This is a genomic window from Oerskovia sp. Root22 (genome assembly GCF_001429135.1).
Lineage (GTDB): Bacteria > Actinomycetota > Actinomycetes > Actinomycetales > Cellulomonadaceae > Oerskovia > Oerskovia enterophila.
Genome location: NZ_LMIL01000007.1, coordinates 187727 through 208420 on the forward strand (window position 1 = coordinate 187727; position 20694 = coordinate 208420).

General features: G+C 72.6%; 22 protein-coding genes. 1 reads left to right on the forward strand and 21 read right to left on the reverse strand.

All coding sequences use genetic code 11. The features are described from left to right. Window positions 1-10: 10 nt before the first annotated feature. The 4 genes from frr to rpsB all read right to left on the reverse strand — a co-directional run bounded on the left by frr (window position 11) and on the right by rpsB (window position 3492). On the reverse strand, window positions 11-568 hold the full coding sequence (gene frr / locus ASE15_RS05695; RefSeq protein ID WP_056648687.1) for a ribosome recycling factor: 558 nt from the start codon (window positions 566-568) through the stop codon (window positions 11-13). Window positions 569-665: 97 nt separating this feature from the next. Beyond that, entirely contained in the window at window positions 666-1400 is a 735-nt protein-coding gene (pyrH, locus tag ASE15_RS05700) for a UMP kinase (protein ID WP_056649018.1), read from the reverse strand. A 178-nt stretch (window positions 1401-1578) separates the two neighbouring features. Next, window positions 1579-2418 (reverse strand): translation elongation factor Ts, encoded by an 840-nt coding sequence (gene tsf, locus ASE15_RS05705; protein ID WP_056648686.1) that lies wholly within the window; start codon window positions 2416-2418, stop codon window positions 1579-1581. A 105-nt stretch (window positions 2419-2523) separates the two neighbouring features. After that, a complete protein-coding gene (rpsB, locus tag ASE15_RS05710; RefSeq protein WP_056648684.1) occupies window positions 2524-3492 on the reverse strand; it encodes a 30S ribosomal protein S2 in 969 nt (322 codons plus the stop codon). Between the two features lie 450 nt (window positions 3493-3942). Here rpsB and ASE15_RS05715 point away from each other — a divergent pair, with 450 nt between their 5' ends. Then, the gene (locus ASE15_RS05715) at window positions 3943-4503 is read left to right on the forward strand and encodes a peptidoglycan DD-metalloendopeptidase family protein (RefSeq protein WP_235534203.1); all 561 of its coding nucleotides are present in this window, start codon (window positions 3943-3945) and stop codon (window positions 4501-4503) included. A 109-nt stretch (window positions 4504-4612) separates the two neighbouring features. Here the strand turns inward: ASE15_RS05715 and ASE15_RS05720 are convergent, their stop codons facing one another. The 17 genes from ASE15_RS05720 to ASE15_RS05800 form a co-directional block, all read right to left on the reverse strand. Further along, complete coding sequence (locus tag ASE15_RS05720) at window positions 4613-5602, reverse strand: tyrosine recombinase XerC (RefSeq protein ID WP_082608707.1); 990 nt, start codon at window positions 5600-5602, stop codon at window positions 4613-4615. Window positions 5603-5657: 55 nt separating this feature from the next. Further along, entirely contained in the window at window positions 5658-6848 is a 1191-nt protein-coding gene (gene dprA, locus ASE15_RS05725; RefSeq protein WP_056762086.1) for a DNA-processing protein DprA, read from the reverse strand. Next, the gene (locus ASE15_RS05730) at window positions 6841-8379 is read right to left on the reverse strand and encodes a YifB family Mg chelatase-like AAA ATPase (RefSeq protein ID WP_056648679.1); all 1539 of its coding nucleotides are present in this window, start codon (window positions 8377-8379) and stop codon (window positions 6841-6843) included. The genes dprA and ASE15_RS05730 overlap by 8 nt, the downstream gene beginning before the upstream one ends. Beyond that, window positions 8379-8735 (reverse strand): YraN family protein, encoded by a 357-nt coding sequence (locus ASE15_RS05735; RefSeq protein WP_056762087.1) that lies wholly within the window; start codon window positions 8733-8735, stop codon window positions 8379-8381. The genes ASE15_RS05730 and ASE15_RS05735 overlap by 1 nt, the downstream gene beginning before the upstream one ends. Before the next feature lie 230 nt (window positions 8736-8965). Further along, a complete protein-coding gene (locus tag ASE15_RS05740) occupies window positions 8966-9265 on the reverse strand; it encodes a DUF2469 domain-containing protein (RefSeq protein ID WP_024840525.1) in 300 nt (99 codons plus the stop codon). 85 nt (window positions 9266-9350) lie between these two features. Further along, window positions 9351-10118 carry a ribonuclease HII gene (locus ASE15_RS05745; RefSeq protein ID WP_056648674.1) on the reverse strand — a complete coding sequence of 256 codons (768 nt, stop codon included), beginning with the start codon at window positions 10116-10118 and terminating at the stop codon, window positions 9351-9353. Next, window positions 10115-10816: a signal peptidase I gene (gene lepB / locus ASE15_RS05750; RefSeq protein ID WP_056648673.1), complete on the reverse strand. Its 702-nt coding sequence runs from the start codon at window positions 10814-10816 to the stop codon at window positions 10115-10117. The genes ASE15_RS05745 and lepB overlap by 4 nt, the downstream gene beginning before the upstream one ends. A 214-nt stretch (window positions 10817-11030) precedes the next feature. Further along, a complete protein-coding gene (gene rplS / locus ASE15_RS05755) occupies window positions 11031-11390 on the reverse strand; it encodes a 50S ribosomal protein L19 (protein WP_056648670.1) in 360 nt (119 codons plus the stop codon). 162 nt (window positions 11391-11552) lie between these two features. After that, window positions 11553-12392: a tRNA (guanosine(37)-N1)-methyltransferase TrmD gene (trmD, locus tag ASE15_RS05760; protein ID WP_082618236.1), complete on the reverse strand. Its 840-nt coding sequence runs from the start codon at window positions 12390-12392 to the stop codon at window positions 11553-11555. Between the two features lies 1 nt (window position 12393). Then, window positions 12394-12990, reverse strand: a complete 597-nt coding sequence (rimM, locus tag ASE15_RS05765) for a ribosome maturation factor RimM (protein WP_056649012.1) — start codon at window positions 12988-12990, stop codon at window positions 12394-12396. A gap of 223 nt (window positions 12991-13213) precedes the next feature. Then, window positions 13214-13453: an RNA-binding protein gene (locus tag ASE15_RS05770; protein ID WP_030150613.1), complete on the reverse strand. Its 240-nt coding sequence runs from the start codon at window positions 13451-13453 to the stop codon at window positions 13214-13216. Continuing rightward, window positions 13453-13881: a 30S ribosomal protein S16 gene (rpsP, locus tag ASE15_RS05775; RefSeq protein ID WP_056648668.1), complete on the reverse strand. Its 429-nt coding sequence runs from the start codon at window positions 13879-13881 to the stop codon at window positions 13453-13455. Before rpsP ends, ASE15_RS05770 begins: the two co-directional genes overlap by 1 nt. A 325-nt stretch (window positions 13882-14206) precedes the next feature. Next, a complete protein-coding gene (locus ASE15_RS05780) occupies window positions 14207-15325 on the reverse strand; it encodes an amidohydrolase family protein (RefSeq protein ID WP_056648666.1) in 1119 nt (372 codons plus the stop codon). A 132-nt stretch (window positions 15326-15457) separates the two neighbouring features. Next, window positions 15458-17080, reverse strand: coding sequence for a signal recognition particle protein (gene ffh / locus ASE15_RS05785; RefSeq protein WP_056762089.1), 1623 nt, complete (start codon window positions 17078-17080; stop codon window positions 15458-15460). 10 nt (window positions 17081-17090) lie between these two features. Further along, window positions 17091-18923, reverse strand: a complete 1833-nt coding sequence (locus ASE15_RS05790; protein ID WP_056762123.1) for a [protein-PII] uridylyltransferase — start codon at window positions 18921-18923, stop codon at window positions 17091-17093. Between the two features lie 65 nt (window positions 18924-18988). After that, the gene (locus ASE15_RS05795) at window positions 18989-19327 is read right to left on the reverse strand and encodes a P-II family nitrogen regulator (RefSeq protein ID WP_056648660.1); all 339 of its coding nucleotides are present in this window, start codon (window positions 19325-19327) and stop codon (window positions 18989-18991) included. Then, window positions 19324-20631, reverse strand: a complete 1308-nt coding sequence (locus ASE15_RS05800) for an ammonium transporter (RefSeq protein WP_056648657.1) — start codon at window positions 20629-20631, stop codon at window positions 19324-19326. Before ASE15_RS05800 ends, ASE15_RS05795 begins: the two co-directional genes overlap by 4 nt. Window positions 20632-20694 lie beyond the last annotated feature (63 nt).

Sequence of the window (20694 nt, forward strand, 5' to 3'; positions counted from 1 at the left end):
GAGTTCGCCATCAGACCTCGAGGAGCTCGCTCTCCTTGCCGGCGAGCAGCGCGTCGATCGTGTCGACGTGGCTCTTGGTGAGAGCTTCGAGCTCCTTCTCCGCACGCGTGCCCTCGTCCTCGCCCGCTTCGCCGTCCTTCACGATGCGGTCGAGCTGCTCCTTGGCACGACGACGGATGTTGCGCACCGAGACGCGTGCGTCCTCGGCCTTGCCCTTGGCGAGCTTCACGTAGTCGCGGCGACGCTCCTCCGTGAGCACGGGGAGCACGACCCGGATGATGTTCCCGTCGTTCGACGGGTTCACGCCCAGGTCCGAGTCACGGATCGCCTTCTCGATCGCGGACAGCGCGGTCTTGTCGAAGGGCGAGATGACGATCGTGCGGGCCTCGGGCGTGTTGAACGAGGCAAGCTGCTGGAGGGGCGTCGGGGCCCCGTAGTACTCGACCGTGATCTTGTTGAACATCGCGCCACTCGCACGTCCCGTGCGGATGTTGGCGAAGTCCTCCTTGGCGACCTCGATCGCCTTGTCCATCTTCTCTTCGGCCTCGAGGAGGGTCTCGTCGATCACCAGTGCTCCTTCGTCGTGCGTTGCAGGGCTTGCCGTCCTGTGCGCCGCGGGGCGCACCGGGACGCAGCGCGCCCCGGGTCGTGCGTCGGTCGTCCGGTCAGCTCGTGGTGACCAGTGTCCCGATATTGTCCCCCAGGAGGGCGCGGGTCACGTTGCCCGGGTCCCCCATGCCGAAGACGCGCATGGTCACGTCGTTGTCGCGGCACAGGCTCAGGGCCGTGGCGTCCATGACGGCGAGGTCGCCCACCAGGGCGTCGGTGTAGGTGAGGTGGTCGAGCTTGACCGCGTCCGGGTTGGTGCGCGGGTCCGCGCTGTAGACCCCGTCGACGCCGTTCTTGCCCATGAGGACTTCCTGGCAGTGGGTCTCGAGCGCGCGCTGGACCGAGACGGTGTCGGTCGAGAAGTAGGGCATGCCCGCGCCGGCACCGAAGATGACGACGCGCCCCTTCTCCATGTGACGGATGGCGCGCAGCGGGATGTACGGCTCGGCGACCTGGCCCATCGTGATGGCGGTCTGCACGCGCGTGTCGACGCCCGCCTGCTCGAGGAAGTCCTGGAGCGCGAGGCAGTTCATGACCGTGCCCAGCATGCCCATGTAGTCGGCGCGCGCACGGTCGAGGCCACGCTGCGAGAGCTCGGCCCCGCGGAAGAAGTTGCCGCCGCCCACGACGATCGCGACCTGCACGCCCTGACGCACGGCCTCCGCGATCTCGCCCGCGACGCGCTGGACGACGTCCGGCGCCAGGCCGATCTGTCCGCCACCGAAGGTCTCACCGGAGAGCTTCAGCAGAACTCGTCGTGCCGGGGTCGTGGTCTCGATGTTGTCGCCCATGTGCAGCGCCACCTGTTCTTCGTCGTTCCGAGCTCCCGAGGTCTGCCCCAGGACGTTCCGAGGACGGTCCTGCGAGGTGTCCCCGGGGTGTTGCGTGGTGCGCCGGGACCTGGCCGGGTCCCGGTGCGCGGTAGCCCGGTCCGCGCGGGTGCGCGGACCGGGCCACCGGTGGAGTGCGTCAGGCGCCGACGCGGTACCGCACGAACTCGGTGACCGTGCCACCGACCTCGGCGAGCACCTGGCCGACGGTCTTCTTGGGGTCCTTCGCGAGCGGCTGGTCGACGAGGACGACGTCCTTGAAGAAGCCGTTCAGGCGGCCCTCGATGATCTTCGGCAGCGCGGCCTCGGGCTTGCCCTCGTTGCGCGAGGTCTCCTCGGCGATGCGACGCTCGTTGGCGACGACGTCCTCGGGGACGTCCTCACGCGTCAGGTACGTCGGGGACAGCGCGGCGATGTGCTGCGCGATGTCCTTGGCGACGGCCTCGCCGGCAGCGTTCGTCGCGACGACGACGCCGATCGACGGCGGCAGGTCCTTGGCGGTGCGGTGCAGGTACGCGGTGACGCGCTCACCGGCGATGCGCGTGGCACGGCGAAGGACGACCTTCTCGCCGAGCGACGCAGCGGTGTTGTCGATCACGAGCTGGACGGACTCGCCGTCGGCGTCCGCGGCGAGGGCCGCGTCCGTGTCCGCAGCACCCGAGTCGGCGACGGCCTTGAGCACGCGCGCCGCGAGGTTGAGGAAGTTCTCGTTCTTCGCGACGAAGTCCGTCTCGGAGTTGAGCTCGATGAGCGTGGCGACCTGGCCACCCTCGGTCTCGGAGATGTCGACGGCCACGAGGCCCTCGGAGGTCGAACGGCCCTCGCGCTTGGCGACGCCCTTCAGGCCCTTGACGCGGATGATCTCGAGCGCCTTCTCGGAGTCGCCGTCGGCCTCGTCGAGAGCCTTCTTGACGTCGAGCATGCCGGCGCCGGTGCGCTCGCGCAGTGCCTTGATGTCGGCTGCGGTGTAGTTCGCCATGGTGCTGTCCTTACCTGTCTGGGGTCCCGGGGCTCCCCGGGGAGAACGTGGAGCGGGCGGTGCGGCGGGTGCGCGCCCCTCGTGAGAGGGGCGCGCACCACGTCGTCACTTGGACTCGTCGGCCTCTTCGGCGATGACCTCGGCCTCGGCGACGACCTCAGCCTCAGCGGCGGCCTCGACGGCAGCCTCAGCGACCTCGGCAGCAGCCTCGGCGACGACCTCGGCCTCGGCAGCAGCCTCGACGGCGACCTCGGCGACGACCTCAGCGGCGGCTGCGGTCTCGACAGCGGCCTCTGCCTCGGAACCGGCGAGGAGCTCGCGCTCCCACTCGGCGAGGGGCTCTGCCTCGGTGGCCGTGCCGGCCTCGGCGCCCGTGCGGCCCGAGTGGCGCTGGAGCAGGCCCTCGGCGGCGGCGTCGGCGATCACGCGGGTGAGCAGCGTGACGGCGCGGATCGCGTCGTCGTTGCCCGGGATCTTGTAGTCGACGACGTCGGGGTCGCAGTTGGTGTCCAGGATCGCGACGATCGGGATGCGCAGCTTGCGCGCCTCGTCGACGGCCAGGTGCTCCTTGTTGGTGTCCACGATCCACACGGCGGAGGGGACCTTCGCCATGTCGCGGATGCCGCCCAGGGTGCGGGTCAGCTTGTCCTTCTCGCGACGCAGGACGAGCAGCTCCTTCTTGGTGAGACCCGAGGCTGCGACGTCGTCGAAGTCGATCTCCTCGAGCTCCTTCATGCGCTGCAGACGCTTGTGCACCGTGGTGAAGTTGGTGAGCATGCCACCGAGCCAGCGGTGGTTCACGTAGGGCATGCCCACGCGAGCGGCCTGCTCGGCGACGGGCTCCTGCGCCTGCTTCTTGGTGCCGACGAAGAGGATCGTGCCACCGTGGGCGACGGTCTCCTTGACGAACTCGTACGCGCGGTCGATGTAGGACAGCGACTGCTGCAGGTCGACGATGTAGATGCCGTTGCGCTCCGTGAAGATGAATCGCTTCATCTTCGGGTTCCAGCGGCGGGTCTGGTGTCCGAAGTGGACTCCGCTGTCGAGGAGCTGGCGCATGGTCACGACGGCCATGGCACGTCCTTTCAGGCGTGACGCGGGATCCTCCCGCTGCTCACGCTCGTTCGTCCGACCGGGCGCGCGGCGTCCGGTCGGTGCTTTCGGTTGTCGGTGCGGGCCGGGATTGGCCGTGCACCCCTGGCGTCACACCGCCTGGCGACGCCGGACCCTGGCGAACGAGGGTCCGGACCGTTGTCGTGGCAGCCCCTGCCGCTGGCCCTGACGAGCCGGGAGGCGGGGAAGTGACGCGCGAAGTCGACGGCGCGCAGCGGGGGCCGTGGCGTCTCCGGCGGACTCCGCCGGAGGTGCTCGTGGGCCGTCCGAATGAACGTGCCGATCGCGGCGTTAAGTCTACCTGATGCGCGGCCCCGACCGGACCCGTCCACAGGTCCTCGCGGATCGGTCCGGTCCACAGGCTCGGATGCCGGCACACCGCACGCCACGGCGGTGCGCGATGCTCGGCCCGTGCCCGCCATCCTGTCACGCTCCGCCCGCCTCTCCGCCGTCGTCGCCGGGGCCCTCGCGCTCGCCCTCGTCGCGTCGCCTGCGCCCCTCGCACTGGGCGGGGGCGCAGGTCCGCCGGCGAGCGATCCCTGGGTCGCGCCGGTCGCCGGCGACCTCGTCGTGCTGCGCCCCTTCCTCCCACCCGACCAGGACTGGCTCGCCGGGCACCGCGGCGTGGACCTCGGCGCGTCGCCCGGGGCGGCGGTCGTCGCTCCTGACGCCGGGGTCGTGACGTTCGTCGGAACGGTCGTGGACCGCGGCGTCGTCGTGGTGCTGCACGACGACGGGCTGCGCACCTCGCTCGAACCCGTCGCGGGGAGCGTGGGTCCCGGGACGAGGGTCGCGCGCGGCGAGGTCGTCGGGACCCTCGAGAGCGGCCCCGACGGAGGTGGCGGGGCCGCCGCCGGGCACTGCGTGCCGGCGTCGTGCCTCCACTGGGGCGTCCGGCGGGGAGAGCACTACCTGGACCCGCTCGCCCTGCTGGCACCGCGTGAACCGATCGTGCTCCTGCCGCTGCGCTGAGCCTCGCCCGGCCGAGCACGACGTCGGCGTCGGTACCGGTGCAGCAGCGGCCCCGGCCCCGGCCCTGGGCCCGGGCGACGGACACCCCGCCGGCCGCGGCAGGGACCCGTCACGCCCTCGGGAACGCCTGCTCGAACGAGGCCCGCAGCCGGTCGGCGCTGACGTGCGTGTAACGCTGCGTCGTGGAGAGCGTCGCGTGCCCGAGCACCTCCTGGACGCTGCGCAGGTCGGAGCCGCCCTGCAGCAGGTGCGTCGCGGCGCTGTGGCGCAGGTCGTGCGGCGTCACGTCGTCGACGCCCGCGAGCGCCGCGAGCCGGTGCACCGTCTCGCGCGCCTGCCGCTGGCCCCATCGATGCCCGCGGTCCCCCAGCAGGAGCGCCGGTCCGGAGTCGGCCACCGCGAGCGCGGGGCGACCGGCGTCGAGCCAGCGACGGATCGCCCGCCCGGCGGGCACCCCGAACGGCACGACCCGCTCCTTGTCGCCCTTGCCGACCACGCGCAGGGTCCGCTCCCCCAGGTCCACGTCGTCGACGTCGATCCCGACGAGCTCGGCGACACGCACACCCGAGGCGTAGAGCACCTCGAGAGCGGCCCACTCGCGCAGCCGGGCAGGGTCGCCGTCGGCGGCAGACTCGCGGGCGGTCTCCATGAGGTGTGCGGCCGAGTCGACCGCGAGGACCGTGGGCAGGTGACGCGGGACGCGGGGGCTCGCGAGGCGCAGTGCGGGGTTCTGCGCAGTGCGCCCCGTGCTCGTGGTCCAGGCGAAGAAGGCGCGCGCCGCGGCGCCGCGGCGGGCCATCGTGGTGCGCGCCAGGTCCCGCGCCCCGAGGTCGGCGAGCCAGTCGCGCAGCACCGCGATGTCGACGTCGTCGAGCTCGCGCACGCCCGTCCCGACGGCGCGCCCCAGGAGCGAGCGCACGTCGCCCGTGTAGGCGCGCACGGTGTGTGCGGAGAGTCCGCGCTGCACGACCAGGTGCTCCTCGAACGCCGCGACCGCGGCGGTCAGCCCGGCCGGGAGGTCGGGCGCGGCCTCCGGCTGCCCGGGTTCGTCCTGCCCGGCCTTCTCGGCACCGTGCGGACGCTTCTCGGAAGTGCTCATGGCCCCAGTCTCGCGGAGCGCCACCGCCGAGCCGGGTCTGCCACGCCCGGCAGCCCTACCTGCCGAGCCGGCGCCACCGCCCGCCCGACTGCTCGGCGAGCCCCACGAGCTCGAGGTGGCCGAGGCCTCCGAGCGTCTCCTGGCTGCCGAGCCCGGCCGTCCGGGCCACCGACTCGACCGGAGCGTGGGCTCGCACCGGGAGCGCGTCCCAGAGCCGCCGGCCCACCTCGTCGAGCCCGTCCTGCGGCTCGTGGCGTCCCTCCGGGACCGTGACCGCGTCGGCCCCCGCGGTGCCTCCCAGCTCGGCAGCCTCGGCGGCGTCGGTGACGCAGACCGCCTTCGCGTCCCGGAGCAGCCGGTGGCACCCGCCCGAGGCCATCGAGGTGACCGGTCCGGGGACCGCGCCCACGGGGCGCAGGAGCGCAGCCGCGTGCGTCGCGGTGCTCAGTGCCCCCGAGCGCCAGGCCGCCTCGACCACGACGGTCGCTCCGGAGAACGCGGCGATGAGGCGGTTGCGGTGCAGGAAGCGCACCCGGCTCGGGACCGAGCCCGGCGGGACCTCGCTGACCACGCTCCCCTCCTCCAGGACGGCGCGCAGCAGGTCGGTGTTCCCCGCGGGGTAGAGACGGTCCGCCCCTCCCGCGAGGAACGCGACCGTCCGCCCTGCGGCGGCGAGAGCGCCGCGGTGCGCGGCGGCGTCGATCCCGTAGGCGCCTCCCGAGACCACCGTGAAGCGACGGTCGACCAGTCCCACCGCGAGGTCCGCGGCGACGTGCCGCCCGTAGTCCGTGCATGCGCGCGCCCCCACGAGCGCGAGCGAGCGGGTCGAGAGCGCGGCGAGGTCGTCGTCGCCCCGGACCCAGAGCGCGAGCGGGGCGGCGGCGCCCAGGTCGTCGAGCGCGGTCGGCCACCGCGGGTCCTCCGGGACCACGAGGCGGCCGCCGATCCTGCCGAAGGCTCCCAGCTCACGCGCAGGGTCCAGGCCGGGCAACCGTCCTCGCCAGCGCTCGACCGCGCGCACGAGCCGGTCCCCTGCGGGTCGCTCGTCGCAGCCCGCGAGCGCTCCCAGCGCCAGCCGGTGGGGGTCGTCGACGACCTCGTAGAGCCACGCGAGAGAGTCGGCGGCACCGAGGTGCGCGACGAGCGCGCCCGCGACCTGGTCGCCCGGCTCCGTGATCCGGCTCCACGCCGCACGCGCGAGCAGCGGGTCGGAGAGGTCGAACGAGGCACGACGCCGCTCACCCATGGTGGCCCCTGGTCCGCAGCGCGAGCCCCTGCCCCACGTCCGATCGGGTGGGCGCGGCCCGCCCCGCGAGGTCCGCGACGGTCCAGGCGAGGCGCAGCACCCGGTCGGCCCCGCGCAGCGAGAGCGTCCCGCGGTCGAGCGCCGTGTCGACGTCGGCCAGCAGGCCTCGCCCCGCGCCCAACCGTTCGCGCAGCCACGTGCCGGGCACCTCGGCGTTCGTCGACCAGGGGGTCCCCGCGAGCCGAGCCTTTGCCGCGGCCCGCGCGTCGGCGACACGCACGGCGACCGTCGCGCTCGTCTCCACGTCCCCCTCGCCCGCACGGTCCACCCGGGTCACGGGGCGGACCTCGACCTGGACGTCCACGCGGTCGAGCAGCGGCCCCGAGAGGCGCCCGAAGTACCGTCGGCGGACAATCGGCGTGCACTGGCACTCGATCCCCTTGCCGATCGAGAGACCGCACGGGCAGGGGTTCGCGGCGAGCACCAGCTGGAAGCGTGCCGGGTAGCGCGCCGAGCCCGCGGCCCGGTGGATCACGAGCTCGCCGTGCTCGAGCGGCTGCCGCAGCGTCTGGAGCACCCGCGAGCCGAACTCGGGGGCCTCGTCGAGGAAGAGCACCCCGCGGTGCGCCCGCGAGGCGGCACCGGGACGAGGCAGGCCCGACCCTCCTCCGACGATCGAGGCGGCTGTCGCCGTGTGGTGGGGGTCCTCGTAGGGCGGACGCCGCACGAGTCCCTGACCGGGGTCGAACACCCCCGCGACCGAGTGGACCGCGGTGACCTCGACGGCCTCTGCTTCGTCGAGGTCCGGCAGGATGCTCGTGATCCGCGACGCGAGCATGGTCTTGCCCGCCCCGGGGGGTCCGACGAGCAGCAGGTGGTGACCTCCCGCTGCGGCGACCTCGACGGCTCGTCGGGCCTGCTCCTGCCCCAGGACGTCCCGCAGGTCGCCCTCGGCCCGTCGTGGCCGTTCGACTCGTGGCGCACGGGAGGCGGCCGACGGCAGGACCATGCCGGGGACCTCGGCGCCGTAGAGGGCCGCGACCTCGGCGAGGCTCGCGACGCCGACGACGCGCGCCCCGGGCACGAGGCGCGCCTCCTGCGCGTCCTCCAGCGGCACGACGACGTCGCACAGCCCGGCCGCGACCGCGGCGGCCACCGCAGGGAGCACCCCGCGGACGGGCTGCAGCCGACCGTCGAGCCCGAGCTCGCCGATGTGCACGACCTTCTCGGGGTCGGACACCGAGATCCGGCGAGCGCCGGCCAGCATCGCGACGGCGATGGCCAGGTCGAAGCCCGAGCCGGACTTCGGCAGCGACGCGGGAGACAGGTTGACCGTGACCTTGCGCTGGGGCCACGAGATGCCGGACGAGGCGATCGCGGCCCGGACCCGGTCGCGCGACTCGGACAGCGCCGCGTCCGGCAGCCCCACGAGCGTGAACCCGGGGACCGAGGCCGCCAGGTGGGCCTGGACCTCCACGAGGTGGCCCGAGAGGCCCACGAGCGAGACCGCGAAGGTCGTGCCGAGGGTCATCAGCTGACCCCGACGAGGTGCTCGACCTGCGCGGCCCCTGCTTGCGGGAGCACGATGGCCACGACGTCGATCCGGACCGAGCCCGGTCGCACCGGGTGGGTGGCCATCCACTCACCGGTCAGCCGGCGCAGCCGCGCGAGCTTGTCCGGGGTCACGGCCTCGGCGGGATGCCCGTAGGCCGTGCCTCGTCGCGTCTTGACCTCGACGACGACGAGCACGTCGCCGTCCCTGGCCACCACGTCGAGCTCGCCCCGGGTGCCGCGCCAGTTGCGGTCGAGCACGACCCACCCGGCCTCGACCAGGTATCTCGCGGCGATCTTCTCCCCGTACCGACCGACAGCGTCCTTCGCTCCCATGTCCCACCTCCGGGCCACACCCTGACGCACTCAGGGGTGGCGCGGGGCGCGGGGGCGCAGGGCCTGTGGACAGCCCCGCGGGTCACGCACCTGTGCACGGCTCGAAGCCGCGGGCGGCCGCCGCGTGACCGTGCACGGCGGCTGACGGCAGCACCGCACGCGGCGATCACGGGTACAGGTACGGGCAGGCCAGCACGGGCTCAGCAGCACCCGCCGCCGCCCCGTGGCTCCTAGAGCTGGAGCTCGGCCTTGGCCAGCTCCTCGACGTTCACGTCCTTGAACGTCACGACGCGCACCGACTTCACGAAGCGGGCCGACCGGTAGACGTCCCAGACCCACGCGTCGGCCAGCCGTAGCTCGAAGTACACCTCGCCGGCGGCCGAGCGGACCTGCAGGTCCACCTGGTTCGCGAGGTAGAAACGTCGTTCGGTCTCGACCACGTAGGAGAACAGACCCACCACATCGCGATACTCGCGGTAGAGGGCCAGCTCCATCTCGGTCTCATAGTTCTCGAGGTCTTCGGCGCTCACTGGACCATCATGGACCATCGGCGGACCGAACCCGGGACGCGCACCCGCGCACGCACGCTGCGGCGCGCGCCGACGAGCCTCGCGCTCAGGCCCCGTCCTGCTCGGGGAGCCGCCAGCTGCGCCGGTGCTGCGGCGTCGGGCCGTGGGCCTTGAGCGCCTCGACGTGCACGGCCGCGCCGTAGCCCTTGTTGCCGTCCCAGCCGTAGGCCGGGTACTGCCGGGCGAGCCCCGTCATGAGACCGTCGCGCTCGCACTTGGCGAGCACGCTCGCCGCCGCGACCGAGGCGCACTGGAGGTCGGCCTTGACCAGGGTCCGCACAGCCGGGTCCGGCAGCGCCCCCAGGTCGTCCTCCGGGTCCAGGTCGAAGGCCTCGAAGAGGTCGACCGTCGGGCGGGTCAGCCAGTCGTGCTTGCCGTCGAGCAGGACGGCGTCGACAGGTCCGAGCGACCTGCGGACCTGGGCGAGCGCACGGCGCCCGGCGAGCCGGAGGGCGGCCACGATCCCGTGGGCGTCGATCTCCGCCGGGCCGGCGTGCCCGACGGCCCATGCGAGACCCCAGTCGCGCACCGCGGGCAGCATCGCCTCGCGCGCCGCGGGAGTGAGCATCTTGGAGTCGGTCAGCCCCTCCGGGAACGCGCCCGTGGTCAGGTCGACCACGACGACGCCCACGCTGACCGGTCCGGCGAGCGCCCCGCGCCCGACCTCGTCCATGCCGGCGACGAACCGTGCCCCCGAGTCGAGCATCGAGCGCTCGTGGCGCATGGTCGGCGGCACGGGACCGGTCGCCCGCTTCGCGGGGGCCTTGCGGGGCTTGTTCGCGGCCGCGGGGCGCGCACCGAGGTCGGTCGTCACGGCTCCGGCACCTCCGCGAACACGTCGCCCGGGTTGCGCATGAACGTGAAGTCGCTCAGGGGCCAGACCTTGACGAACGCGGTCCCCACGACGTTGTTGATCGGCACGAACCCTCCGCCCGGCTTGCCCGTGTTGTAGCGCGAGTCGGCGGAGTGCTGGCGGTTGTCGCCCATGACGAACAGCATGCCCTCCGGGACCACGGTGTCGAAAGGGTCCTGGCTCGGGACGGAGCCCGGCTTGATGTACGTCTCGTCGATGGGCTGCCCGTTGACGCTCACGCGCCCCTGGGCGTCGCAGCACACGACGGTGTCGCCCGGGAGGCCGATCACGCGCTTGATGAGGTGCTCGCCCGTGTCCTGCGGGAGCAGTCCCACGAACGTCATGGCCGACGTCACGGCGTTGCCCACCGGCCCGCGGTCGGGTGCGACGTACGGCGGGAGCCAGCTGCCCGGGTCCTTGAAGACGATGACGTCCCCGCGGTGGACGTCGAACGCGTCGGGCACGAGCCGGGAGACCATCACCCGGTCCCCCTCGACGAGCGTGTCCTCCATCGAGGCGCTCGGGATGAAGAAGGCCTGCACGAGGAACGACTTGATGAGCCACGAGAGCACCAGGGCGCTGACCAGGATGATCGCGGTCTCGCGCACGAGCGACGGCCTGCGGGGTGCGCGGCGCGCGCCGGGCTGCTGCTCTGCCATCTCGCTCCTTGCGTGAGCACCGGCCCCCGGATGGTCACCGGGGGCGGGTTCGGGTCGGGCTGCTGCCTGGGCGGCGCTCTCTGTCACGCGCTCACTGTGCCATTTCGACGCCCGAGAGGGGAAAACGGCGCGCGCCGGGACGCCGACGGGCGGCCACCTCGAGAGGTGACCGCCCGTGGGCGTGCAGTGCGGCTGACGGGGTGTCAGGACCGGATCACTTGGCGGGAAGCGCGTCGCGCTTCTCCTTGATCTTCGCCTTCTTGCCGCGCAGCTTGCGCAGGTAGTACAGCTTGGCGCGACGGACGTCACCGCGCGTGACGACCTCGATCGTCTCGAGCGTCGGGGAGTGCACCGGGAAGGTACGCTCCACGCCGACACCGAAACTGATCTTGCGGACCGTGAAGGTCTCGCGGACGCCGCCACCCTGGCGGCCGATGACGACGCCCTGGAACGCCTGGACGCGGGAGCGGTTGCCCTCGACGACCTTGACGTTGACCTTGACGGTGTCTCCGGCCCGGAACTCCGGGATGTCGCTACGCAGCGATGCTGCGTCGACGCTGTCCAGCGTGTGCATTGTTCTCTCCCCGCTCTGCCACAGGTCAGACGCGTTCTCGTGGCCCACCGCGAGGCGGGTCCGGTTCAGTACAAGGGTGGTGCTCGCATGAGATCGGTCGCGCACGCGGACGTGCGGTGAGCCTCCCCTGTGGCAGAGACCCGACCGGCGGACACCGAGGGTCTATTCTGCCACACCGCCGGGAACGGTCCCCGGGCCTGTTTCAGGAGCAGGGTTCTCGACCGTCACCGGGCGACGCAACGCGCCGTCGGCGATCGTCCACCCGAGCCCCGTCAGGAACGCGCGGTCGTGCTTGTCGAGCGTGCTCACCTCGAGCGTCTCGATCAGGTCCGGCCTGCGGGCTGCGGTCTTCTCGAGCGCGCGGTCCCTGCGCCAGCGGCGGATCTTCGCGTGGTGGCCGGAGAGCAGGACGTCGGGCACCTCGATGTCCTGCCAGACGGGCGGCTTGGTGTACACGGGGTACTCGAGCAGGCCGGCCGCACCGTGCGACTCCTCCACGAGCGACTCGGGGTTGCCGATCACTCCCGGCAGCAGGCGGGCGACGGCCTCGACCATGACGAGCGAGGCGACCTCACCGCCGTTGAGCACGTAGTCGCCGATCGAGAGCTCGCTCACGCGGTGCCCCGCGGCGCGGTAGTGCTCGGCCACGCGCGCGTCGATCCCCTCGTAGCGCCCGCACGCGAAGACGAGCTGGTCCTCGGTCGCCAGGGCTTCTGCGGTGCGCTGGGTGAACGTCGTGCCCGACGGCGTCGGGACCACCAGGTGCGCGGGTCCGGTCGAGGTCAGCTCGTCGATGGCCTGCCCCCACACGTCGGGGCGCATGACCATGCCCGCTCCCCCGCCGAAGGGCGTGTCGTCGACCGTGCGGTGGCGGTCGGTCGTCCAGTCGCGCAGGTCGTGGACACGCAGGTCGAGCAGTCCTGCGACGCGCGCCTTGCCGACGAGCGACAGGTCGAGCGCGGCCAGGTACTCGGGGAAGATCGAGACGATGTCGATGCGCACGTCAGTCGTTCGTCCCGTCCGCACCGGCCGAGTCGTCGGAGTCGTCGGCGTCGTCGCCCGAGCCCGGCGTGGGCTCGGCGACCTCGAGCCGGTCCGCGTCCCGGGCGAGGAGCCCACCCGGCGGGTCCAGCACCACGCGACCGCCGGGGACGTCGACCACGGGCACGATCGCGTGCACGAACGGCACGAGCGTGCGCGAGCCGTCCGTCTCCTTGATCACGAGCATGTCGTGGGCGGGCAGGTGCTCGAGCCCCTGGACCTCACCGACGACCGTCCCGTCCTCGAGCTCGGCGCGCAGGCCTGCGAGCTCGTGCGGGTACCAGGCGTCCTCCTCGTCGGACACGTCGGCCTCGACCACGAGCGTGACACCGCGCATGCGCTCGGCCGCGGAGCGGTCCGTCACACCCGCGAAGGTCACGAGCCACTTGCCCTGGTGCAGCCGTGCGCGCTCGATCGTCAGTGGGCCCGCCTCGGCGGGCTCGGTGTCGATCGAGGACCCGACGACGAGACGTGCCTCGGGGTTGTCGGTGCGCAGGTCCAGCGCGACCTCGCCGCGCAGTCCGTGGGCGCGGCCGATACGGGCCACCGTGAGCTGCATCGTGTGCTCCTTCTCGTCGTGTACGTGCTGGTCGTTCCGGGGCGCGGACCGCTCGACCGGACGGGACCACCGTGGCACCCGCACGGCGTCGCCGCACTCGTGCCCGGTGTCGGACAGACGACGAGGCCCGGTCCACCGTGAGGGGACCGGGCCTCGTCGTACCGTGCAGTCGGCGGACCGACCGTCACGTCGTGCTGTGAATCGGCTCTGCGCTCAGCAGGCGTCAGCGGCGATCGACGTCAACGACGTCGACCCGCACCGGACCGTCGACCGACAGGGCTCCGATCACCGTGCGCAGCGCGCGGGCAGTGCGCCCGCCTCGCCCGATGACGCGTCCGAGGTCCTCGGGGTGAACCCGGACCTCGAGCAGCTCGCCCCGGCGCAGCGGCTTCGCGTTGACCCGGACCGCGTCCGGGTTGTCCACGATCCCGCGCACCAGGTGCTCGAGCGCCTCGCCGAGCATCAGGCCTGCTCTTCGGCTGCCTCAGCCGCGTCAGCGGACTCGACCGGAGCAGCGGACTTCTTCTCGGCAGCCTTGGCCTTGGCCTTCTCGGCGTCCTGAGCGGCAGCCTCGATGGCAGCGGCCGGGTCGACCTTCTCGCCCTTGACGCGCAGGGTGCCCTCGGCACCCGGCAGGCCCTTGAACTTCTGCCAGTCACCCGTGATCTTGAGGAGCACGAGCACCTGCGGCGACGGCTGCGCGCCGACGCTCAGCCAGTACTGCGCACGCTCGGAGGAGATGTCGATGAGCGACGGCTCCTCGGTCGGGTGGTACTTGCCGATCTCCTCGATGACGCGACCGTCGCGCTTGGTGCGCGAGTCGGCGACGACGACACGGTAGTACGGCGCACGGATCTTGCCGAGACGCTTCAAACGAATTCTGGTGGCCACTGTGGTGGTCTCTCCTGGTTCTGGGTGAGGTGACCCGTGCGTCCTCCCGGTGGGGACCAGGCGAGCACGAGGTCGGGACACGGCGTAGCGCGGAGAGAGGGGCCGGGCACGCCGAGTACCCGGCTATTGTGCCAGACCAGGCACGGTGCGACCAACCCGTCCTTCCGGGACCCGGCGCGCCCAGGCGAGGGCCCCACCCCTCAGACCGGAGACACCACCCCCACCCACCACGCACGACGCGCCCAGGCGAGGGCCTCACCCCTCAGACCGGAGACAACCACCCCCACCCACCACGCACGACGCGCCCAGGCGAGGGCCCCACCCCTCAGACCGGAGACACCAGTTCCCCGCGCAGCACCACGGCCTTCGGGTGCCGCAGCACCTCGATGTTCTCGCGCGGGTCCTCCGGGTAGACCACGAGGTCCGCGCTCGACCCCTCGACGAGCCCGCCGTAGCCCAGGAACTCACGCCCCTGCCAGCTCGCGGCCGCGACGACGTCGGCCGTCGGGACGCCCGCGGCCACCATCTCCGCGCACTCGTCGGCGATCCGGCCGTGACCGAGGGTGCCGCCCGCGTCGGTGCCGACCAACAGCTGGATGCCGGCCTCGTGGAGCTGGCGCACCTGCTCGTACCGACGCTCGTGCATGTCACGCATGCGCGAGGCGAAGAGCGGGTACTTGCCCTCGGCCTGCCGGGCGATGTTCTCGAACTCGGCGACCTGCAGGAGCGTGGGCGTCACGGCGATGCCCCGCTCGGACAGCGTGTACATGTCGTCGGGGTGGATCCCGGTGCCGTGCTCGATGCAGTCGACGCCCGCGGCAAGCAGCGAGGGGACGACCTCGCTCGAGAACGCGTGGACCGTGACGCGCGCGGCCTCGGCGTGCGCGACCGCGACGGCCTCGGTCAGCACGTCCTGCGGCCACAGGGGGCGCAGGTCGCCGTCGGCGCCGAGGTCGCGGTCGATCCAGTCCCCGACGAGCTTGACCCAGCCGTCCCCGGCGCGCGCCTCCTGGCGCACGACCTCGGGGAGCTGCGAGACGTCGTCGAGCTCGAGACCGAAGTTGCGCAGGTAGCGCTTGGGGCGCGCGATGTGGCGCCCCGCCCGCACGATGCGCGGCAGGTCGCGGCGCGACCGGACCCACCGGGTGTCGAGCGGGGACCCCGCGTCACGCAGCAGGAGCACGCCGCTGTCGCGGTCCGCGACGGCCTGCGCCTGTGCGGTCGCGTTGTCGACCGGCCCGTCAGGACCAAGACCGACGTGGCAGTGCACGTCCACGAGCCCGGGCAGCACCCAGCCCTCGATCGCGACCATGTTCGTGCCCTGCGCGGACGGGCGGGTCAGCGTGACGTGGCCGTCCTTGACCCAGAGGTCGGAGACCTCGCGGTCGTCTCCCAGGAGGATGCGACCTCTGATGTGCAGCGAGGGGCCTTCCAGCGCGGACATCGGTCTCCAGGTTCTCGGACGGTCGGGGTGCGTCCGTCGCGCAGCCGGACGGGCCGGACCACGGTGTCGGACGAGGGGTCGGACGAAGGTCGGGTGTGAGCCACCGTGACCTGCAGGACATAACCTAGCGCGCTAGCGCCCCAGGAACTTCTCCAGGTCGGGTGGGAGCTGCAGGTCGGTCGCGTCGGTCGACTTCTGGGTGGCCTTCGCGCCACCCAGCCCACCGAACGCTGCACCGGGCGCCGCGGGCGGCGCGGCTGGGCCGCCCAGGGCGCGCGCCTGGCGCGCGGCCTCCTCCGCTGCCCGCTTGGCCGGGTTGCCGGACTTCGCCTTGCGCCCCTTGGCCGGGGGCGCGACGCGCCCGCGGGCCTTCTTGCCCCCCATACCCGGCAGGTTGCCCATGCCCGGCATGCCAGGCATGCCGCCGCCGCGGCTCATCTGGCGCATCATCTTCTGCGCGCCCGCGAACCGGTCGAGGAGCTGGTTGACGTCGCTCGTGGTGACACCCGAACCACGGGCGATGCGCGCACGGCGCGACCCGTTGATGATCTTGGGGTTCTCGCGCTCGCCCGGCGTCATCGAGCGGATGATCGCCTCGATGCGGTCGACCTCGCGCTCGTCGAAGTTGTCGAGCGCCTCGCGCATCTGCCCCATGCCCGGCAGCATGCCGAGCATCTTCTTCATGGAGCCCATGTTGCGCATCTGCTGCATCTGGACGAGGAAGTCCGCGAGCGTGAAGTCCTGGCCCGTGGCCACCTTCTCGGCCATCTTCGCGGCCTGCTCGGAGTCGAACGCCTTCTCGGCCTGCTCGATGAGGGTGAGCACGTCACCCATGTCGAGGATGCGCGAGGCCATGCGGTCGGGGTGGAAGGCCTCGAAGTCGGTGAGCTTCTCACCGGTCGAGGCGAAGAGGATCGGGCGGCCCGTCACACGGGCGACCGACAGCGCCGCACCACCGCGCGCGTCGCCGTCGAGCTTCGACAGGACGACGCCCGTGAAGTCGACGCCCTCCTCGAAGGCCTTGGCGGTCGCGACCGCGTCCTGACCGATCATGGCGTCGATGACGAACAGGATCTCGTCGGGGTCGACCGCGTCGCGGATGTCCGCGGCCTGGCGCATGAGCTCGGCGTCGACGCCGAGGCGGCCCGCGGTGTCGACGATGACCACGTCGTGCTGGCGCTGGCGCGCGGTCTCGACGCCGTCGCGCGCCACCTGGACCGGGTCGCCGACGCTCGTGCCCGACTCGCCCTCGGAGCCCTGGTTGCCGGGCAGCGGTGCGTAGACCGGCACGCCGGCGCGCTCACCCACGACCGACAGCTGGTTGACCGCGTTGGGGCGCTGGAGGTCCGCGGCGACGAGGAGCGGCGTGTGCCCCTGCTCGCGCAGGTGCAGCGCGAGCTTGCCCGCGAGGGTCGTCTTGCCGGCGCCCTGGAGGCCCGCGAGCATGATGACGGTCGGCGGGTTCTTCGCCAGGCGCAGGCCGCGGCTCTCCCCACCGAGGATCGCCACGAGCTCCTCGTTGACGATCTTGACGACCTGCTGGGCAGGGTTGAGCGCGCCGGAGACCTCGGCCGACAGGGCCCTGGACCGGATGGCACCGGTGAAGTCCTTGACGACGGGTACAGCGACGTCAGCGTCGAGGAGCGCGCGCCGGATCTCACGGATCGTGGCGTCGATGTCCGCCTCGGAGAGACGGCCCTTGCTCCGCAGGTTCTTGAAGGTCGACGTCAATCGATCTGACAGCGTGGCGAACACCGCGTCATCCTTACCGCTCGTGAATCAGGGAAGTGCCCAGCCTACCGGTCGGGGGCGCCGGCTCGGGCAGCACGGCCCGGGTCGCGACCGTGAGGTCGTCCACGAGGCGCGCGCGCCACGAGGTCCAGGCCGTGGGGCCGAGCGATGAGGAGTCGGCCTCGGTCAGCGCGCGCAGCACCTCGAGCAGGTCCCGTCGGTGCCCGACGGCGTCGGCGAGCTCGGCGACGGTCGCCGGGTCGTCCGGGTCCGCCGAGACGGCGAGCCGCGAAAGGGTGAGGTGGTGGCGCACGAGGCGCGCGACGTCGTCGGGCACCCCGTCCTCGAAGCCCATCCGGTGCAGGATGCCCGGGACGAGCCGCGCGCCCTCCTCCGAGTGGTCGGACGCGCCACGCCGCTTGCCGATGTCGTGGAACAGCGCCGAGAGCAGCAGGAGGTCGGGGCGTGCGACCTCCTTCCGGTCGCGCGCGGCCCGCGCGACCGTCTCGACGAGGTGGCGGTCGACCGTGTGCCGGTGGATCGCGGCGCGCTGAGGCCGGTTGCGCACCCCGGCCCACTCGGGGATCCAGGTCGTGACGACCCCCGCGAGGTCGAGCGCCTCCCAGACCGCGACCTGTGCGTGACCGCTGCCGAGCAGCGAGAGGAAGGCCGCCCGCGCCGCGGCGGGCCACGGTTCGGGGAGCGGTGGGCAGTGCGCGAGGCTGCTCACCGAGACGGGCGAGAGCGTCAGGCCCGTCCGTGCGGCCGTCGCGGCGGCGCGCAACGACGGCATCGGGTCCGTCTCGGGGTGCGCGTCGATGGCCAGGACGAGCTCGCCGTCGTGCTCGACGAGCCCGTCCCCGACCGACCGCAGCCGGGGCGCGGCCCGTCGGCCCCGCACGAGGACCGGGCGGCGCGTGGTGCTCGGCCGCTGGAGGGCCTGGCGGGCACGGCGGACCGTGGTGTCGAGCGCGTAGGAGATCTCGCGCCCGGAGGCCGCGAGGCTCGCGAGGAGCTCGTCGGGGTCGTCGTACCCCGTGAGCGCCGCGACCTCGTCGAGGTCCGCGAGCAGGAGCTTGTTGGTGTGCCGTCCCGTGACGACCTGGATCGCGTCGCGCACGTCGAGCAGGTGCGCGTGGGCCCGGTCGACCGTGCCGTGCGGCCGGTCCGTCAGCCAGGTCGCGGCCAGGGCCGAGAGCACCACGGCGTCACGGATCCCGCCACGCGACTCCTTGAGGTCGGGCTCGATCAGGTACGCGATCTCGCCCGACCGCTCGGCCCGCTCCTTCGTCGAGGACAGGAGCTCGGGCAGGCGGCGCCGCGAGGCGGAGCGCCAGTCCGTGAGCACGGCCGACGCGGCCCGGTGCACCACGAGCGCGTCGCCCGCGACAGGACGGACGTCGAGCCACCCGACCGCCGCCGGGACGTCCTTGGACGCGACCTGGCGGCACTGGGACAGCGACCGCACCGCATGGTCCAGGTCGACGCCCTCGTCCCACAGCGGGTACCAGAGGCGTTCGGCGATCGCCGCGACCTGCTCGGCCGAGTGGCTGCGGCCGTCGTGCACGAGCACCAGGTCGAGGTCGCTCGCGGGCCCCATGTCCGCGCGCCCCAGGCTCCCCACGGCTGCGAGGGCCACACCCTCGGTGCTCGTGCCGGCCGTGGCCTCCTGCCAGAGGGCCGTGAGCCGGTCCGTGACCAGGGCGCAGACCGCCGAGCGGCGAGCCACCCCCGAGCTGCCCGGGCCGCTCAGGTCCCGGGCCACCGCGAGCATCTCGGCCCGGAGGCCCCGCACCCGAGGTGGGTACGGGGCCTCCGCCGGTTCGCCGGACCCCTGGGGGGTCCCTTCGTGCGCTGCGCCGGTCATCTCGACCGCGCCCCCTGTTGCACCGCTGACGACACCATGCCGTTCTCCTGTCCGGTCCGGATCACCTAGAGGGCGCCGGCGCCGTGCTCGCCGGTGCGGACCCGGGCGACGTCGTCGACCGTGACCGTCCACACCTTGCCGTCGCCGATCCGCCCGGTCTGGGCGGCCTTGACGATCGCCTCGGTGACCGTCGAGGAGTCCTCGTCGTCCACCAGGACCTCGATGCGGACCTTGGGGACCAGGTCCACGGTGTACTCCGCACCGCGGTAGACCTCGGTGTGGCCCTTCTGCCGGCCGTAGCCGCTGGCCTCGCTGACCGTCATGCCCCGGACCCCTGCGGCCTCGAGCGCGGACTTCACGTCGTCGAGACGGTGCGGCTGGATGATTCCTGTGACGAGCTTCATGCCCTGACCTCCTGGATGACACGACCCTGTGCGATGGTCTCGTATGCGGTCTCACCGTGCTCCGCGAGGTCGATCCCGCCGACCTCGGCGTCCTCGCTGACCCGCCAGCCCATCGTCACCTTGATGACGAAGCCGATGACGAACGTGAGGACTCCGGAGAAGATCACGGCCGCGAGGGCGATGACGACCTGGATCACGAGCTGGTCGATCCCGCCGCCGTAGAGCAGGCCCGTGTCCGTGCCCAGCAGACCGATGAGGACGGTCCCGACCAGGCCGCCGACCAGGTGGACGCCGACGACGTCGAGCGAGTCGTCGTAGCCGAAGCGGTACTTGAGACCGACCGCGAGGGCGCAAAGAACACCGGCGACGGCGCCGAGCGCGATCGCGCCGATCGGGTTGACGGCCGCGGCGGCCGGGGTGATCGCGACGAGGCCCGCGACGATGCCGGACGCGGCACCCAGGCTCGTGGCGTGCCCGTCGCGCAGACGCTCGGTGAGCAGCCAGGCGGCCATCGCGGCGCAGGTCGCGACCGTGGTGTTGACCCAGGCCAGGCCCGCGACCTCGTTGGCGGCCCCGGCGGAACCGGCGTTGAAGCCGAACCAGCCGAACCACAGGAGCGCCGCGCCCAGCATCACGAACGGGAGGTTGTGGGGACGCATGGGCTCCTTGCCGAAGCCCTTGCGCTTGCCGATGATCAGCGCGAGCACCAGGCCCGCCACACCCGCGTTGATGTGGACGACCGTGCCACCGGCGAAGTCGATCGGGGCCACGTTGGCGATCCCGTCGGTCACGCCGTAGATCGCCGCCGCGATGCCGTTCTCGCCGGCACCGAGGATGCCGCCGCCCCACACCATGTGGGCGAGCGGGAAGTAGACGAGCGTCACCCAGACACCCGCGAAGACGAGCCACGCGCCGAACCGCGCACGGTCCGCGATGGCGCCGCTGATCAGGGCGACCGTGATGATCGCGAAGGTGGCCTGGAACCCTGCCGCCACGAGAGCCGGGACGCCGCTGCCTGCCAGGAGGCTGTTGGCGTCGTCGGTCAGGGGGGCCAGACCGAAGAACTCGGTCGGGTTGCCGAAGATGCCGGCCACGTCGGACCCGAAGGTCATCGAGTAGCCCCAGAGCACCCAGATGATGCCGACCACGGCGATCGCGCCGAAGCTCATCATCATCATGTTCAGGACGCTCTTGCCGCGGACCATACCGCCGTAGAAGAACGCCAGGGCCGGGGTCATCAGCAGCACCAGAGCGGCTGACGTCAGGAGCCAGGCCGTGTTTCCAGTGTCAAGTTCGAAGGGCATGCGCTGTCGCCTCTCACCTCGCCAGCCGGGCGGCCGGACAGGTCAAGAGTTGTCCAGCGGCGT

Excerpts from the sequence above, each read along its gene's own strand:
- tsf (WP_056648686.1), bottom strand. The coding sequence starts at position 2,418 with ATGGCGAACTACACCGCAGCCGACATCAAGGCACTGCGCGAGCGCACC.
- ASE15_RS05795 (WP_056648660.1), bottom strand. The coding sequence starts at position 19,327 with ATGAAGCTCGTCACAGGAATCATCCAGCCGCACCGTCTCGACGACGTG.
- ASE15_RS05730 (WP_056648679.1), bottom strand. The coding sequence starts at position 8,379 with ATGACCCTCGGCACGACCTTCGCGGTCTCGCTCGTGGGCCTCTCGGGC.
- ASE15_RS05720 (WP_082608707.1), bottom strand. The coding sequence starts at position 5,602 with ATGAGCACTTCCGAGAAGCGTCCGCACGGTGCCGAGAAGGCCGGGCAG.
- rpsB (WP_056648684.1), bottom strand. The coding sequence starts at position 3,492 with ATGGCCGTCGTGACCATGCGCCAGCTCCTCGACAGCGGAGTCCACTTC.
- ASE15_RS05735 (WP_056762087.1), bottom strand. The coding sequence starts at position 8,735 with ATGGGAGCGAAGGACGCTGTCGGTCGGTACGGGGAGAAGATCGCCGCG.
- rimM (WP_056649012.1), bottom strand. The coding sequence starts at position 12,990 with ATGCAGCTCACGGTGGCCCGTATCGGCCGCGCCCACGGACTGCGCGGC.
- dprA (WP_056762086.1), bottom strand. The coding sequence starts at position 6,848 with ATGGGTGAGCGGCGTCGTGCCTCGTTCGACCTCTCCGACCCGCTGCTC.
- rplS (WP_056648670.1), bottom strand. The coding sequence starts at position 11,390 with ATGCACACGCTGGACAGCGTCGACGCAGCATCGCTGCGTAGCGACATC.
- lepB (WP_056648673.1), bottom strand. The coding sequence starts at position 10,816 with ATGGCAGAGCAGCAGCCCGGCGCGCGCCGCGCACCCCGCAGGCCGTCG.
- ASE15_RS05790 (WP_056762123.1), bottom strand. The coding sequence starts at position 18,923 with ATGACCGGCGCAGCGCACGAAGGGACCCCCCAGGGGTCCGGCGAACCG.
- ASE15_RS05780 (WP_056648666.1), bottom strand. The coding sequence starts at position 15,325 with ATGTCCGCGCTGGAAGGCCCCTCGCTGCACATCAGAGGTCGCATCCTC.
- ASE15_RS05800 (WP_056648657.1), bottom strand. The coding sequence starts at position 20,631 with ATGCCCTTCGAACTTGACACTGGAAACACGGCCTGGCTCCTGACGTCA.
- ASE15_RS05770 (WP_030150613.1), bottom strand. The coding sequence starts at position 13,453 with ATGCTCGGCGAGGCGCTCGAGCACCTGGTGCGCGGGATCGTGGACAAC.
- pyrH (WP_056649018.1), bottom strand. The coding sequence starts at position 1,400 with ATGGGCGACAACATCGAGACCACGACCCCGGCACGACGAGTTCTGCTG.